This is a genomic window from Nocardioides sp. Arc9.136 (assembly GCF_030506255.1).
Classification (GTDB): Bacteria; Actinomycetota; Actinomycetes; order Propionibacteriales; family Nocardioidaceae; genus Nocardioides.
Genome location: NZ_CP113431.1, coordinates 2,489,170 through 2,504,824 on the forward strand (window position 1 = coordinate 2,489,170; position 15,655 = coordinate 2,504,824).

Annotated in this window: 14 protein-coding genes; all 14 read right to left on the bottom strand. The window is 74.5% G+C overall.

The features are described 5' to 3' along the window. Positions 1-2 precede the first annotated feature (2 nt). Entirely contained in the window at positions 3-929 is a 927-nt protein-coding gene (gene fmt / locus OSR43_RS12135) for a methionyl-tRNA formyltransferase (protein WP_302266811.1), read from the bottom strand. A gap of 3 nt (positions 930-932) precedes the next feature. Then, positions 933-1,478, bottom strand: a complete 546-nt coding sequence (gene def, locus OSR43_RS12140) for a peptide deformylase (RefSeq protein WP_302266812.1) — start codon at positions 1,476-1,478, stop codon at positions 933-935. A gap of 611 nt (positions 1,479-2,089) precedes the next feature. Continuing rightward, the gene (locus tag OSR43_RS12145; RefSeq protein WP_302266813.1) at positions 2,090-4,129 is read right to left on the bottom strand and encodes a primosomal protein N'; all 2,040 of its coding nucleotides are present in this window, start codon (positions 4,127-4,129) and stop codon (positions 2,090-2,092) included. A gap of 67 nt (positions 4,130-4,196) precedes the next feature. Continuing rightward, complete coding sequence (gene metK, locus OSR43_RS12150; protein ID WP_302266814.1) at positions 4,197-5,399, bottom strand: methionine adenosyltransferase; 1,203 nt, start codon at positions 5,397-5,399, stop codon at positions 4,197-4,199. Positions 5,400-5,494: 95 nt separating this feature from the next. Further along, a complete protein-coding gene (gene coaBC, locus OSR43_RS12155; protein ID WP_302271674.1) occupies positions 5,495-6,757 on the bottom strand; it encodes a bifunctional phosphopantothenoylcysteine decarboxylase/phosphopantothenate--cysteine ligase CoaBC in 1,263 nt (420 codons plus the stop codon). Positions 6,758-6,761: 4 nt separating this feature from the next. Continuing rightward, positions 6,762-7,094: a DNA-directed RNA polymerase subunit omega gene (gene rpoZ, locus OSR43_RS12160; protein WP_300960461.1), complete on the bottom strand. Its 333-nt coding sequence runs from the start codon at positions 7,092-7,094 to the stop codon at positions 6,762-6,764. A 66-nt stretch (positions 7,095-7,160) separates the two neighbouring features. Continuing rightward, positions 7,161-7,730 carry a guanylate kinase gene (gmk, locus tag OSR43_RS12165; protein WP_302266815.1) on the bottom strand — a complete coding sequence of 190 codons (570 nt, stop codon included), beginning with the start codon at positions 7,728-7,730 and terminating at the stop codon, positions 7,161-7,163. Then, positions 7,727-8,053 (bottom strand): integration host factor, actinobacterial type, encoded by a 327-nt coding sequence (gene mihF, locus OSR43_RS12170; protein WP_302266816.1) that lies wholly within the window; start codon positions 8,051-8,053, stop codon positions 7,727-7,729. The genes gmk and mihF overlap by 4 nt, the downstream gene beginning before the upstream one ends. Positions 8,054-8,202: 149 nt before the next feature. After that, positions 8,203-8,676, bottom strand: coding sequence for a hypothetical protein (locus tag OSR43_RS12175; RefSeq protein ID WP_302266817.1), 474 nt, complete (start codon positions 8,674-8,676; stop codon positions 8,203-8,205). Further along, on the bottom strand, positions 8,673-9,500 hold the full coding sequence (gene pyrF, locus OSR43_RS12180; RefSeq protein WP_302266818.1) for an orotidine-5'-phosphate decarboxylase: 828 nt from the start codon (positions 9,498-9,500) through the stop codon (positions 8,673-8,675). Before pyrF ends, OSR43_RS12175 begins: the two co-directional genes overlap by 4 nt. Positions 9,501-9,510: 10 nt before the next feature. Further along, positions 9,511-10,314 carry a tRNA-dihydrouridine synthase gene (locus OSR43_RS12185; protein WP_302266819.1) on the bottom strand — a complete coding sequence of 268 codons (804 nt, stop codon included), beginning with the start codon at positions 10,312-10,314 and terminating at the stop codon, positions 9,511-9,513. Next, positions 10,311-11,186, bottom strand: a complete 876-nt coding sequence (locus OSR43_RS12190; protein WP_302266820.1) for a hypothetical protein — start codon at positions 11,184-11,186, stop codon at positions 10,311-10,313. The genes OSR43_RS12185 and OSR43_RS12190 overlap by 4 nt, the downstream gene beginning before the upstream one ends. Further along, positions 11,183-12,346, bottom strand: a complete 1,164-nt coding sequence (locus tag OSR43_RS12195; protein ID WP_302266821.1) for a quinone-dependent dihydroorotate dehydrogenase — start codon at positions 12,344-12,346, stop codon at positions 11,183-11,185. Before OSR43_RS12195 ends, OSR43_RS12190 begins: the two co-directional genes overlap by 4 nt. Beyond that, positions 12,331-15,654: a carbamoyl-phosphate synthase large subunit gene (gene carB, locus OSR43_RS12200; protein WP_302266822.1), complete on the bottom strand. Its 3,324-nt coding sequence runs from the start codon at positions 15,652-15,654 to the stop codon at positions 12,331-12,333. The genes OSR43_RS12195 and carB overlap by 16 nt, the downstream gene beginning before the upstream one ends. Position 15,655 lies beyond the last annotated feature (1 nt).

Below are 15,655 nucleotides of genomic sequence, written 5' to 3' on the forward strand. Positions count from 1 at the left end.
GCTCAGGCCCCGAGCCGGGTGCCGGACTCCAGGCGTACGCCGCGGGCCCAGTCGGCCGCGCCCATCTGCTTCTTCCCGAACGCCTTCACCTCGCCGAGGCGGACCGCGTCGGTGCCGGTGCCGACGAGCACCGCGTTCTTGCGCACCTCGAGCACGCCGGGCTCCAGCCGGGTGCCCTCCTCGACCGCGACCGGGCCCACCTTGAGCCGCTCGCCGTCGTGGGTCGACCAGGCGCCGGGCCCCGGCGTGCAGGCGCGGATCCGGCGGTCGACGGCGACGGCGGGCTCGGTCCAGTCCACCTCGGCGTCCTCGACGAGGATCTTGGGGGCGACGCTGACGCCGTCCTCGGGCTGATCGCGGGCCACCAGCGAGCCGTCCTCGATCCCGTCGAGGGTGGCCACCAGGAGCCCGGCGCCGCCCTCGGCCAGCCGGCCGAGCAGGTCGCCGGCGGTGTCGGTGGGACGGATCCGCTCGGTCATCACGCCGAACGTCGGGCCGGCGTCCATCGCCTTGACGATGCGGAACGTCGTCGCGCCGGTCACCTCGTCACCGGCCCAGATCGCGTGCTGCACCGGGGCCGCGCCGCGCCATGCCGGCAGGCAGGAGAAGTGCAGGTTCACCCAGCCGTGCGGCGGGATGTCGAGCGCCGACTGCGGCAGCAGCGCGCCGTACGCCACGACGGGGCAGCAGTCGGGCCGCAGCGCCCGCAGCTCCTCCTGGAACGCCGGGTCGCGGGGGTGGTCGGGCTTGAGCACGGGCACGCCGAGCTCCTCGGCGCGCTGCGCGACCGGGCTTGCGACCAGCTTGCGGCCGCGGCCGGCGGGAGCGTCGGGGCGCGTGACGACGCCGACCAGCTCGTGGTCGGACGCGGCGATCGCGTCGAGGGAGGGGACGGCGACCTCAGGGGTGCCGGCGAAGACGAGGCGCATGGGCTAGAAACCGAAACCGTTCGTGGGGTGGGGACTGATCTTGACCTGGGGCTTCTCGAGGCCGAACCACTCGGACTCGCGGATCTCCTTCATCGCCGCCTTCCGGGCGGCCTGGTCGAGCCGGTCGATGAAGAGCACGCCGTCGAGGTGGTCGGTCTCGTGCTGGATCGCCCGCGCCAGCAGCTCGGACCCGTGGATCGTCAGCGGCTCGCCGTGCATGTCGAACCCCTGGGCGACGACCGACATCGCCCGACGGCACTCGTAGGTCAGCTCCGGCAGCGACAGGCATCCCTCCAGGCCGTCCTGGACCTCCTCGGAGAGCTCGAGCGTCGGGTTGACCAGGTGGCCGACCTCCCCGTCGACGTACCAGGTGAACACGCGGAGCCCGACCCCGATCTGCGGTGCGGCGAGACCAGCGCCGGGCGCCTCGAGCATCGTGTCGGTGAGGTCCGCGACGAGCTGGCGCAGCTCCTTGTCGAAGTCCACGACCTCCACGGCCGGCTTGCGCAGCACCGGGTCCCCGAAGAGTCGGATCGGCTGGATGGCCACGTGTCTCCTGTGTGCGGTCGGTACGTCGTGCGGGGCAGCGGTCCAGTCTATTCGGCCGCTGTGCGTGGCTGCTCGCTGGTCGCGCGCGCCGGCTCGGCTGGGGGTGTCGGCGGCGTGCCGGCGTGCTGCAGGAGTCCCCGGTTCACCGGGGACTCCTGCGCTCACCGGGGTAGATCTGCCCCGGCAAGCGAGGGACTGCCCCGGGAGCTGCGCCCGGTCCGGCCCGCGGCCGCGGTGTCGGGCGGGGGTGCCGGAATCCCCGGGGCCCCGGGGATTCCGGTGCTTCTCAGGGGAAGCATCGCCTGAGAAGCGCCGGTTTGCCCTGAGAAGTCGCCAGTACGACGCTCGCCCGGCCGAGATCGCCACCGCCGCTGTCGAGCAGGCGAGCGCCGTCGAGCCGTCGGCGAGCCGTCGGTGGCGGGCGCGGCGGACGCAGGAGTCCCCGGTTCACCGGGGACTCCTGCGCTTACCGGGGTAGATCTGCCCCGGCAAGCACGGGACTACCCCGGAAAGCCCTGCCCCGGCCCCGGCCCGGGCCGGGCCCAGCCCCGGCCCGGGCCCAGCCGCCCGGCCCGCAGGCGGCCACAGGCGACCACGGCGACCCCAGGGACCTACAGCGACGGCGGGTCGACCTGGACGCGGACGGGGTCGAGCTTGCGGGCGGAGCGGACGCGCTGCAGCTCGCCCAGCGCGCGGCCGAGGGCGGCTGCGTGCGACCGGGGCACCCGGACGACCGCGCGGACCTCCTGCTCCCCCGTCGGCATCGGTCCGAGCACCTCGCCGGCCTCGGGGAGGTCGAGCAGGGTGAGGGCGTCGTCGACCGCGCCGGGCTCACCGGTGATCGTGGCCAGCCGGCTGGCGGGGGGCAGGTGCGCCTCCTGCCGCTCGGCGGTCTCGCGGGCGGCGAACCCGCTCGGGTCCCACCTGACCAGCGCCTGCACCGCGGGGTGGGCGGGGTCGCCGACGACGACCGCGCGGCCGCCGGGCCGGACCAGCCCGACCGCGTCGGACCAACGGCGCAGCGCCTCCTCCTCGGTGCGCAGGTCGGTGCGGCCCAGCAGCAGCCAGGCGTCGAGGAGCACCACCGCGGCGTACCCGCCCTCCGCGACCGGCTCCGCCCCCGGCGTCGCGACCACGACCGCCGGGCGGGCGTCCACCGTGGCGAGGACCCGGTCCCGGGAGCTGGTCAGCACCCGCGTGCTGGGCAGCGCCCGGCCGAGCTCCTCGGCGGTGCGGGCGTCGCCGACGACCGGTGCGCGCAGCCCGCGGTAGCCGCACTCCCCGCAGGCCCACCCGGGGGCCTCGGTGCCGCACCACCGGCACGCCGGCGGCGTCGTCGGCCCGGTGAGCGCGAGCGGGCCCCGGCAGGCGCCGCAGCGCGCGGGGGTGCGGCACCGCTCGCAGGCCAGCGCCGCGACGTACCCGAGCCGCGGGTTCTGCACGAGCACCGGGCCCCGCTCGATCCCCCACCGGATCGCCTCCAGCGCCTGGCGGGGCACCCGGGACGCGCGCGCGAGCGGGTCGCGCTCGAGGTCGAGGTCGCTCGCGCCGGCCACCGCGGTGCGCACCCGCTCGCGCACGACCGCGCGGGGCGCGGCCAGCTCACGGGCCCAGCCGGTGCGCAGGAGGTACTCCGCCTCGACGCTGCGGGCGAAGCCCCCGACCAGCGCCGCGGCGCCCTCGAGCTCTGCACGCAGCAGCAGGGTCTCCCGGGTGTGGGGGTACGGCGCGCGAGGCTCGGCGTAGAGGTCGTCGCCGTCGTCCCAGACGGCCACCAGCCCGAGGTCGTGCACCGGGGCGAACGCCGCCGCGCGGGTGCCCACGACGATCCGGCGGGTGCCCCGGCTGACCGCGAGGAACTCCCGGTACCGACGGGCCGGCCCGGCGTCGGCGGTGAGCGTGACGTGGTGATCGGGACCGAGGACCTCGGTCAGCGCCCGGTCGACGCGGTCCACGTCCTTGCCGTCCGGCACGCAGATCAGCGCCCCCCGGCCGGAGCGCCGGGTGGCGGCCGCCGCCTCGGCCAAGCGACGCGGCCACTCCTCCCCCGGCGCGGCGGACCACACCGCACGCGGCGCGCCGCCCTCGGCGAGGTGCGCGAGGTACGCCGCGGCCGGCTCGTAGACCGACCACGCCGCGGTCTCGGCGGCACCGGCCGGGGGGACGGCCGGCTCCGGCGAGGACGGCTCCTTCTCGGTCGTGGCGTGCCGCGGCGGCACGGCCAGGCGCAGCAGGTCCGAGCGGGTGCCGGCGTACCGCTCGGCGAGCGATCCGCAGAGCTCGGCCACCGCGGGGCTGAGCACCGGCTCCGGGCTGACCACCCGGCGCAGCGGCGCCAGCCGGCCGGTGTGGTCGGAGGAGGCGAAACGCCCGAGGAGGTAGCCGTCCACGTCCTGCCCGGCGAACCGGACCTTGACCCGGACGCCCGGCTGCGCCGCCTCCGCCATCGACGCGGGCACCGCGTAGTCGAAGGTGCGGTCCAGGTGGGCCAGCGCCACGTCGACCAGCACCCGCGCCACCGGGTCGGCCTCGGCGACCTCCGCCTCGGCCGCCTTGCGCGCCCGGGTCGCCCGCGCCTTGGCCTGCGACTCCTGCAGGCTCGCCCGCACCAGGCCGGGGAGCAGCTCGGGCTGCTCCTCCGGTCCGGTCACGAGCGGAAGTCTCCCAGCGAGCGCCGACGGTCCCGTCGGCAGGCGTCGGCAGGACCGTGGCGGAGGCTCAGATGCCGGCGGCGGCCTTGAGGGCGTCGGCGCGGTCGGTGCGCTCCCAGGTGAACTCGGGCAGCTCGCGGCCGAAGTGGCCGTACGCCGAGGTCTTGGCGTAGATCGGGCGCAGCAGGTCGAGGTCACGCAGGATCGCGGCCGGGCGGAGGTCGAAGACCTCGAGGACGGCCTTCTGGATCTCCTCGTCGGAGACCACGCCGGTGCCGAAGGTCTGCACGAAGACGCCGACCGGCTGGGCCTTGCCGATCGCGTAGGCGACCTGGACCTCGCAGCGGCGGGCCAGGCCCGCGGCGACGACGTTCTTGGCCACCCAGCGCATGGCGTACGCCGCGGAGCGGTCCACCTTCGAGGGGTCCTTGCCCGAGAAGGCGCCGCCGCCGTGCCGGGCCATGCCGCCGTAGGTGTCGACGATGATCTTGCGGCCGGTCAGGCCGGCGTCACCCATCGGGCCGCCGACGACGAAGCGGCCGGTCGGGTTGACCAGCAGCCGGTAGTCGTCGGAGGGGATGTCGAACGACGCCAGCACCGGGTCGATGACGTTCTGCTTGATCTCGGCCTCGAGCTTGACCAGGTCGGTCTCCTCGGAGTGCTGCGTGGAGAGGACGACCGTGTCGACGCGGACCGGACGGTCGTCGGCGTCGTACTCGATGGTGACCTGGGTCTTGCCGTCCGGGCGGAGGTTGTCCATCACGCCGTTCTTGCGGACCTCGGTGAGCCGCTCGGAGAGGCGCTGGGCGATGACGATCGGCAGCGGCATCAGCACCGGGGTGTCGTCGCAGGCGTAGCCGAACATCAGGCCCTGGTCGCCGGCCCCGCGGCGGTCCAGCTCGTCCTCGGAGGTGCCGACGCGCGACTCGTGGCCGTGGTCGACGCCCTGGGCGATGTCGGCGGACTGGCCGCCGATGGCCACCTGCACGCCGCAGGTCGTGCCGTCGAAGCCCTTCTCCGAGGAGTCGTACCCGATGTCGAGGATGGCCTCGCGCACGAGCTCGGCGACCGGGGCGTAGGCGTTGGTGCGCACCTCGCCGGCGACGACGACGAGCCCGGTGGTCAGCAGCGTCTCGACCGCGACCCGGAGGTTCTCCTTGTCGCCGTCGTTGGCCATCAGGTAGTCGAGCACCGTGTCGCTGATGCGGTCGGCGATCTTGTCCGGGTGTCCCTCGGTCACGGACTCGGAGGTGAAGAGTCGTCCGGCCACAGCGCAGCTCCTGTCGTTCGGGGTGGTGCTCACGGTAGAGCGCGTCCCACCGCGTGGGACGGGCGTCTCAGCATCGGTTCACCAACATTGGGGGTTCAATCCTGCAGCCTGCGGACGACTTCGTCCCAAATGGCGTGCGCGAGCGTGGTCTTCGACCCCCGCGGCACGTCGGTCGCGGCGCCGTCGGCACCCAGGATGACCGCCTCGTTGTCCGGGCTGCCGAAGACCGCTCCCCCGCTGACGTCGTTGACGACCAGCAGGTCGCAGCCCTTGCGGGCGAGCTTGGCGCGGGCCAGCTCGAGCACCGAGCCGGTGTCGTCGCCGGTCTCGGCGGCGAAGCCGACCACCACGGTGCCCGGTCGCGCTCGCCGGGTGCTGATCTCGTGCAGCACGTCGGGGTTCTGCTGCAGCTCGATCGAGGGGGCCGAGCCGTCGGCCGCCTTCTTGATCTTGGCCTCGCTGACGTCGAGGGGCCGGAAGTCCGCGGGCGCGGCCGCCATGACCACGGCGTCGGCGGACGCGGCGGCGGGGACGACGGCGTCGCGCAGCTGCGCGGTGGTCTCGACGCGCACGACCGTCACTCCGGCGGGCTCGGGGAGGCTGGTGTTGGCGGCGACCAGGGTGACCTGGGCCCCCCGGGCCGCGGCGGCGCGCGCCAGCGCGAACCCCTGCAGGCCCGACGAGCGGTTGCCGAGGAAGCGCACCGGGTCGAGGTACTCCCGCGTGCCCCCGGCGGAGACCACGACGTGCCGTCCGACGAGGTCCAGCGTGGACCCCGCCTCGCCGCGGGCCAGCACCTGCGTGCAGACGTCGAAGATCTCGCCGGGCTCGGGCAGCCGGCCCTTGCCGGTGTCCTTGCCGGTCAGCCGGCCCTCGGCCGGCTCGAGGACGAGCACGCCGCGCTCGCGCAGCGTGGCGACGTTCGCCCGGGTCGCAGGGTGCTCCCACATCTCGGTGTGCATGGCCGGGGCCACCACCACCGGGCAGCGGGCGGTGAGCAAGGTGTTCGTGAGCAGGTCGTCGGCCAGGCCGTGCGCGGCGCGCGCCAGCGTGTCGGCGGTGGCGGGCGCGACGACCACGAGGTCGGCCGACTGGCCCAGCCGCACGTGCGGCACCCGGTGGACGTCGGTCCACACGTCGGTGGCGACCGGCTTGCCCGACAGCGCCGCCCAGGTGGGCGCGCCCACGAACTCCAGCGCCGACTCGGTCGGCACGACCGTCACGTCGTGGCCGGACTCGGTGAGCCGGCGCAACAGCTCACAGGCCTTGTACGCCGCGATCCCGCCGGTGACCCCGAGGACGACAACGGGCCGCGCCCCCGTGGGGGACGCGGCCTCGTGGGCGGAGCTGGTGCTCAGCGGATCACTCGCCGGGGTTGAACGAGGCGTCGATGGCGGCGGCCTTGGCGGCGGCCTCCTCGGCGGCGAGCTCGGCGGGGTCGACGTCCTCGCACGTCAGGAGGTCCTCGTTGATCTCGCGGAGCGCGATCGAGAGGGGCTTCTCCTGCACGTGGGTGTCGACGAGCGGGCCGACGTACTCCAGCAGGCCCTCGCCGAGCTGGGAGTAGTAGGCGTTGATCTGCCGGGCGCGCTTGGCGCTGTAGAGGACCAGCTTGTACTTGCTGTCGGTCTTGGTGAGCAGGTCGTCGATCGAGGGGTTGGTGACACCCTGAGCGTCGATGTTGGGGGCAGACACGCGTGAAGCCTCACTGATCGGTGGATGGACGCCCGACGGGCGGAGCCGGCGCGGAGAGGCAGCGCCTCAGTCGAGCACCATCAAGGCTACCAACTCGTCCGCAGCAGCGTGAACTTCGTGGTTGACGATGGTGACGTCGAACTCCGTCTCGGCCGCGAGCTCGGCCCGCGCGGTGGTGAGCCGGCGCTCCCGCTCCGCCTCGGTCTCGGTGCCGCGACCGACCAGGCGGCGGACCAGCTCCTCCCACGAGGGCGGCTTGAGGAAGACGAAGAGCGCCTCGGGCATGGTCTGCCGGACCTGGCGCGCGCCCTGCAGGTCGATCTCGAGCATCGCGGGGCGGCCGGAGGCCAGCGCGAGGTCGACCGGCTGCCGGGGAGTGCCGTACCGGGCGGCCTTGTGCACGACCGCCCACTCCAGCAGGTCGTCCTCGGCGACCATCCGGTCGAACTCCTCGTCGGAGACGAACCAGTAGTGCACGCCGTTGACCTCGCCCGGACGCGGCGGCCGGGTGGTCGCGGAGACCGAGATCCAGACCTCCGGGTGGTGCTCGCGGATGTGCGCCGCGACCGTGCCCTTGCCGACGGCCGTGGGGCCGGCCAGCACGACCAGTCGCGAGCGGCGCTCAGCGCCCGTCACGCGGAGTCACGCGACGCGAACTCCTTCTCGAGCGCGGCGACCTGCTTGGTGCCGAGCCCGCGGACGCGCCTGCTCTCGGCGATGCCGAGGCGCTCCATGACCTGACGGGCGCGGACCTTGCCGAGCCCGGGCATCGACTGCAGCAGGTCGACGACCCGCATCTTGCCGATGACCTCGTTCTCCTGGCCCTCGTGGAGCACGTCGACGATCGAGGCGCCCGAGTTCTTCAGGCGGTTCTTGACCTCGGCCCGCTCGCGGCGGGAAGCGGCTGCCTTCTCCAGGGCCGCCTGGCGTTGTTCCGGCGTGAGGGGCGGGAGCGCCACGGGCGATGTCCTTTGGGTCGAGCGGCAGGTCGGAGGGCGAGGGCCAATCTAGTCAGAACTCTTCACCACCGGCAACGCAGGTCACCCCCACCGCCGTCCGGCCCTGGCCACCGGCGTCGCCGGTCGTCGCCGGTCGTCCCCGGCCGGCCTCAGAGGGTCAGCGGGGTGCCGCACACGTCGCGCGCCTGCTGCTGGACCCCGGCGAGCGCCTCCACGGTCGGCCGGGCCGCGAGCTCGCGGGCGGCGGCGTCGATCCGAGCCCGCTGCGCCGCGGACACGTCGGTGGAGCGGTCCTCCCGGTCGTACGACGCGGGGTCGACCCCGGCGTCCTCCAGGGCGTCGCGGAGCTCGCCGACGCGGCCGACGACGAGGTCCCACTCGTCGCGGATGTCGCGGGGGGCCTCCTCCTCGAGCGCCTCGAGGTGCGGCAGCGCCGCCACCAGCGCGCCCGGCCCGCCGTCGGCGACCGCCTCGGAGAGGTCCTCGCGCTGGGCGAGCACCTCGTCGCAGTACGCCTCGAACGGGTCCTGCGAGCAGGCCGTCAGCGGCAGCAGCAGCGAGCCCAGCAGCGCTGCGACGAGGGGGACGAGCGAGACGGTCGTGCGGCGCGGGCGGGTCCTCACCGCAGCGCCGCCAGCCGGTCGTTCGTGGCGCGGACGGCGTCGCGCAGGGCGGCCGCGTCCGGGCCCAGGCGGAGGACGTCGCGCGAGGAGCTGGGCAGGACGTTCGCCGCGGTGGCCCCGAAGATCCGCCGCACGTCCTCGACGGTCCCGCCCTGCGCGCCGTACCCCGGTGCCAGCACCGGGCCGTTGAAGGCCAGGTCCTCGGCGGTCTCCCCGATCGTCGCGCCGACAACGGCACCGAAGGACCCGAGCGGGTCCGCGTCGGCGTTCAGCCGGCGCAGGTGGTCGAGGATCCGCCCGGCCACGGTCGAGCCGTCCTCGAGGCGGGCGTGCTGGACCTCCGGCCCCTCCGCGTTCGAGGTCAGCGCCAGCACGAAGAGGCCGGCGCCGTGCCGGCGGGCGCTGTCGACGAACGGGTCGAGCGAGCCGAACCCGAGGAACGGGCTGACGGTGAGGGCGTCGGCGGCCAGCGGCGAGGACGGGTCGAGGTAGGCGTCGGCATAGGCCTGCGACGTCGAGCCGATGTCGCCGCGCTTGGCGTCCATGACGACGAGCGCCCCCGCCGCGCGCGCCGCTGCCACGACCTCCTCGAGGACGGCGACGCCCCGGCTCCCGAACCGCTCGTAGAACGCCGACTGCGGCTTGACCGTCGAGGCGTGCGGGGCGACCGCCTCGACCGCGGTCAGCGCGAAGCGGCGCAGCCCCTCGACGTCGTCGGGGAGTCCCCAGTCGGCGAGCAGGGCGGCGTGGGGGTCGATGCCGACGCAGAGCGGGCCCCGCTCGTCGACGGCGGCGCGCAGGCGGGCGCCGAAGGGGCTGGTCATGGCTGTCTCCTCAGCTGAGGTCGGCCGCGATCCGGGCGGCGGTGGTGGGGTCGCGGAGCAGGGCGGTGCCGACCTGGACGGCCACGGCGCCGGCGTCGAGGAAGCAGCGCGCGTCGGCGGTCGTGGCGATGCCGCCCCCGCCGACGACGGGTACGGCGGGCAGCGCGGCGCGCACCTCGGTCACGCACCGCAGGGAGAGCGGCAGGACCGCGGGGCCGCTGAGCCCGGCCGGCCGGCCGTCGGGGAGCGCCGCGGCCTGCGGGCCGCCGACGACGACGGCGGCCGCGCCGGCGTCGGTCACGACGCGGGCGGACTCCGCCACCCGCAGCACGTCGGCGCGCACCTTGGCCAGGACGGGGAGGTCCTGGGCCTCGCGGACCACCGCGGCGACGACGTTGGCGGCGTGGAACGGCTCGCGCACGTCGAGCAGTCCGTGGGCGCGGGCGTCGGGGACGGCGAGGTCCACCTCGATGGCCCGGACGCCGGGCGCCCGGGCGAGCCGCTTGGCGACCTCGGCGTGCTCGGCGACCGAGGAGCCGGTCACCGACACCACGACCCGGACCCCCTGCTGCACCAGCCACGGCAGCTCGGTGGCCAGGAAGATCTCCAGCCCCGGGCCCGGCAGGCCGGTGCTGTGGACGAGCCCGGCCGGCGTCTCGGCGAAGCGCGGTCCCGGCCCGCCGGTGCGGGCGTTGAGGGTCAGCGACCGGGTGGTGAACGCACCGACGCCCTCGAGGGCGCCCAGCGCGACGAGCTCGCGACCGGTGCCGCCGCACCCGGCGGCCACCACGACGGGGGACGGCAGCTCGATCACGACGGATCCCCCGTCGGCCGGCCCGGGCGGGCGTCCGCGCGTGGGGCCTCGGGGCCGGTCCAGGTCGGTGCCAGCTCGGTCCAGCGAACCCGGTCGCCGCGGACGACGGGGCCCTCGGTGCAGGCGCGGACGACACGACCGACACCGTCCTCGCCGACCACGGGCAGCGGGCAGCCGAGGCACAGCCCGGTGCCGCAGGCGAGCGGCTGCTCGACGGCGGTCTGGCTCCAGGCACCGGCCTGCTCGGCCGCGGACGCGACGGCGTGCAGCGTGCGCACCGGCCCGGCGGCGTACACCACCTCGGCGGCGGACTGCGCGAGCACGCCGGCGACCACGTCGGCGACCGCCCCGCGGCGGCCGACCGAGCCGTCGGCGGTGACGACCGTGACCGCCCGTGCGACGCGGCGTGCCTCCAGCGCCGAGAGCAGGTGGCGCTCGTCGGGGGCGGCGACGAGGAGGTTGACCTGGCAGCCGCGCTCGCGCAGCCGCTCGGCGAGCGGGAACAGCGGGGCCGCGGCGTACCCCTCCCCCACCAGCAGGGTGGCGACGGGCTCCTTGGGCAGCGCGAACGCCCGGCCGAGCGGGCCGGTGAGCTCCAGCCGGGTGCCGACCGGCCGCTCGGCGAGCCAGTGGGTGCCCGGACCGACCGGGTCGACGACCAGCTGCAGCGCGGGCCCGTAGCCGCCGACCGGCTTGACGCCGTGGATCCACAGCGCGCGGGGGGTGAGCCGGGTCCCGTCGACGGCGACCGCGACGAACGTTCCGGGCCGGAACCGCTCGGCCACGCCCGGCGCGACCACGGTCAGGTGCTGGTAGGCGCCGACCCGCTTGCTGGCCAGCACCTCCCCGGTGGTGTGGAGCGGTCCCCTCACCCCGTCGCCGGTCCTGCCGTGGCCGGTCCTGCCGTGGCGGTGGTGCTCGTGCCGGCGAGGATCCGCCGCGGCCACAGCGGGCCCTCGTAGACGAACGCGCTGTAGCCCTGGAGCAGGTCGGCCCCGGCCTCGAGCCGCGCGCGGGCGTCCTCGGGCGTGGTGATCCCGCCGACGCCGATGATCGTCAGCGCGGGGCCCACCCGGTCGCGCAGCAGCCGGGTGACCTCGAGCGCGCGGGCGGTCAGCGGCCGACCGGACAGCCCTCCCGCGCCCACGGCCTCGACGTCGGCGTCCGGGCTGGCGAGCCCGGCACGGGACGTCGTTGTGTTGGTGGCGATGATCCCGTCGAGGCCGATCGCCACCGCCATGTCGGCGACCGCCAGCACGTCCTCGTCGGCGAGGTCCGGCGCGATCTTCACGACCAGCGGGACCCGCGCCGAGGTGACGGTGTCGGCGATGCGGCGCACGTGCTCCAGCAGCGGCTGGAGCTTCTCGACGGCCTGCAGGTTGCGCAGTCCGGGGGTGTTCGGCGAGCTCACGTTGACCACGAGGTAGTCGGCGTGCGGCGCCAGCAGCCGCGTGCTCTTGGCGTAGTCGGCCTCCACCGCGGCCTGGTCGTCGTCGGGCACCACCTTGGTCTTGCCGATGTTGACGCCGAGGACGGGGCGGGGGGCTGCCGGATTCCCCGGCCCCCCGGGGATTCCGGCGCTTCTCGGCCGATGCATCCCCTGAGGAGCGCCGGTTTCCCCTGAGGAGCGGGCGGCGCGCGCGGCCAGCCGGCGGGCGACCACCTCGGCGCCGTCGTTGTTGAACCCCATCCGGTTCACGACGGCCCGGTCGGCGGGCAGCCGGAAGAGGCGCGGCCTCGGGTTGCCCGGCTGCGCCTCGCCGGTGACCGTGCCGACCTCGACGTGGCCGAACCCGAGCGCGGCGAGGGCATCGATGCCGACGGCGTTCTTGTCGAAGCCGGCCGCCATGCCGAGCACGTTGGGGAAGATCAGGCCGAGCGCCCGGACCGGCTGCCCGGGCACCGGGAGCCGACCGGTCACCGGCGCGGCGGCGCGCACCGCCCGGAAGCCCAGGTGGTGGGCCCGCTCGGCGTCGATGCGCGTCGCGACGTGGTCGAAGAGCAGTCCGTACGCCGTCACCGGCTCGCCCACTCCTGCAGGCTGCGCACGCCGATGTCGCCGCGACGGGCGGCCTCGATGCCCTGGACGGCCGCGCCCAGCCCCTGCACCGTGGTGATGCAGGGGACGTTGGCGCGGACGGCGGCGGTGCGGATCTCGTAGCCGTCGAGGCGGGCGTGGCCCTCCCCCGCGCCGTACGGCGTGTTGACCACCATCTGGATCTCGCCGTCGAGGATCAGCTGGACGGTGGTCCGCTCCCCGTCGGGACCGGTGCCCTCGAAGTGCTTGCGCACGACCGTCGCCGGCACGCCGTTGCGGCGCAGCACCTCCGCGGTGCCGGCGGTCGCGAGGATCTCGAAGCCGAGGTCGGCCAGCGCCCGGATCGGGAAGACCATCGAGCGCTTGTCGCGGTTGGCCACCGAGACGAACACCTTGCCGCTCGCGGGCAGCGGCCCGAACGCCGCGGCCTGGGACTTGGCGAACGCCGTGCCGAAGTCGCGGTCCAGGCCCATCACCTCGCCGGTCGACTTCATCTCGGGGCCGAGGACGGTGTCGACCTGCGCGCCGTCGGGGGTGCGGAACCGGTTGAACGGCATGACCGCCTCCTTGACCGCGATCGGCTGGTCGGCCGGCAGCGTGCCGCCGTCGCCGGTCGCGGGCAGCAGCCCGCTCGCACGGAGGTCGGCGACCGACTCGCCCAGCATGATCCGGGCGGCGGCCTTTGCCAGCGGCGTCGCGGTCGCCTTGGACACGAAGGGCACCGTCCGCGACGCCCGCGGGTTGGCCTCCAGCACGTAGAGGATGTCCGACCCGAGCGCGAACTGGATGTTCAGCAGCCCGCGCACGCCGACGCCGCGCGCGATCGCCTCGGTCGCCTCCCGGATCCGCGCGATCTCCCGCGCACCCAGGGTGATCGGGGGCAGCGCGCACGAGGAGTCGCCGGAGTGGATGCCGGCCTCCTCGATGTGCTCCATCACGCCGCCGAGGAAGAGGTCCTCGCCGTCGAAGAGCGCGTCGACGTCGATCTCGACCGCGTCGTCGAGGAACCGGTCGACCAGCACGGGCGCCTGCGGCGAGATCAGCCCGGCGGCGACGTACTTCTCCAGGTAGGTCTCGAGCGCCTCGTCGCCGTAGACGATCTCCATGCCCCGGCCGCCGAGCACGTACGACGGCCGCACGAGCACCGGGTAGCCGATCTCGGTGGCGATCCGCTGCGCCTCGGGGTACGACGTCGCCGTGCCGTGCTTGGGAGCGGTCAGCCCCGCCTCGGCGAGCACGCGGCCGAACGCACCGCGCTCCTCGGCCAGGTCGATCGCGTCGGGCGAGGTGCCGACGATCGGCACCCCCGCGCGCGCCAGGCCCTGGGCGAGCCCGAGCGGGGTCTGCCCGCCGAGCTGGCAGATGACGCCGGCGACCGGGCCGGCGACCTGCTCGGCGTGGACGACCTCGAGGACGTCCTCGAGGGTCAGCGGCTCGAAGTAGAGCCGGTTCGAGGTGTCGTAGTCGGTCGAGACGGTCTCGGGGTTGCAGTTGACCATGACGGTCTCGTAGCCGGCACCACCCTCCCCGGTGCCGAGCGCCAGGGAGGCGTGCACGCAGGAGTAGTCGAACTCGATGCCCTGCCCGATCCGGTTCGGCCCGGATCCCAGGATGATCACCGCGGGCCGCTCGCGGGGGGCGACCTCGCTCTCCTCGTCGTAGGAGGAGTAGTGGTACGGCGTCGCGGCCGCGAACTCCGCCGCACAGGTGTCGACGGTCTTGTAGACGGGCCGGATGCCCAGCGCGTGCCGGACGCCGCGGACCACGTCGGCCGACATGCCGCGGATCTTGCCGATCTGGTCGTCGGAGAAGCCGTGCCGCTTCGCGCGGCGCAGCAGGTCCGGCGTGAGCTCGACGGCGGCGGTGACCTCCGCGGCGACCTCGTTGATCAGCGCGAGCTGGTCGAGGAACCACGGGTCGATGCCGGTGGCCTCGAAGATCTCCTCGGGGGTCGCGCCGGCGCGGATCGCGTCCATGACCCCGCGCAGCCGCCCGTCGTGCGGGGTCCGGATGCTCGCCAGGATTGCGTCCTTGTCGAGGTCGACCCACTCCTGGTGCCAGTCGAAGACGGCGTTCGGGCTCTCCAGCGAGCGCAGCGCCTTCTGCAGCGCCTCGGTGAAGCTGCGCCCGATCGCCATCGCCTCGCCCACCGACTTCATGTGGGTGGTCAGCGTCGGGTCGGCGCCGGGGAACTTCTCGAAGGCGAACCGCGGCACCTTGACCACCACGTAGTCCAGCGTCGGCTCGAAGCTCGCCGGCGTGGAGTGACCGTCGGGGCGGGTGGTGATGTCGTTGGGGATCTCGTCGAGGGTGTAGCCGATCGCGACCTTGGCGGCGATCTTGGCGATCGGGAACCCGGTCGCCTTCGAGGCCAGCGCCGAGGAGCGCGAGACCCGCGGGTTCATCTCGATGACGACGAGGCGCCCGTCGGCGGGGTTCACGGCGTACTGGATGTTGCAGCCGCCGGTGTCGACGCCGACCGAGCGGATGATGCCGATCGCGAGGTCGCGCATCTTCTGGTACTCGCGGTCGGTCAGCGTCATGGCCGGCGCGACCGTGATCGAGTCACCGGTGTGGACGCCCATCGGGTCGAGGTTCTCGATCGAGCAGATGATCACCACGTTGTCCGCGGTGTCGCGCATGACCTCGAGCTCGTACTCCTTCCACCCGAGGATCGACTCCTCCAGGAGCACCTCGGTGGTCGGGCTCGCGTCGAGGCCGGCGCCGGCGATGCGGTGCAGGTCGGTCTCGTCGTACGCCATGCCCGAGCCGGTGCCGCCCATGGTGAACGACGGCCGGACCACGACCGGGTAGCCGAGGTCCTCGACGGCGGCCAGGCAGTCCTCCATCGAGTGGCAGATCGCGGACCGCGCGGACTCCCCGCCGAGCTCCTCGACGATCTTCTTGAAGACCTGCCGGTTCTCGCCGCGGTCGATCGCCTCGATGTTGGCGCCGATCAGCTCCACGCCGTACTTCTCGAGCACGCCGTCGCGGTCCAGCGCCATCGCGGCGTTGAGCGCGGTCTGTCCGCCGAGGGTCGCGAGCAGCGCGTCGGGCCGCTCCTTGGCGATGACCTTCTCCACGAACTCCGGGGTGATCGGCTCGACGTACGTCGCGTCGGCGAACTCCGGGTCGGTCATGATCGTCGCCGGGTTGGAGTTGACCAGGACGACCCGCAGGCCCTCCTCGCGCAACACGCGGCAGGCCTGGGTGCCGGAGTAGTCGAACTCCGCGGCCTGGCCGATGATGATCGGCCCCGAGCCGATGACGAGGACGGACTCGATGTCGGTGCGCTTGGGCATG

Coding starts and splice junctions, on each gene's coding strand:
- fmt (WP_302266811.1), bottom strand. CDS start 929: ATGCGCCTCGTCTTCGCCGGCACCCCTGAGGTCGCCGTCCCCTCCCTC.
- pyrF (WP_302266818.1), bottom strand. CDS start 9,500: ATGACCAGCCCCTTCGGCGCCCGCCTGCGCGCCGCCGTCGACGAGCGG.
- carB (WP_302266822.1), bottom strand. CDS start 15,654: ATGCCCAAGCGCACCGACATCGAGTCCGTCCTCGTCATCGGCTCGGGG.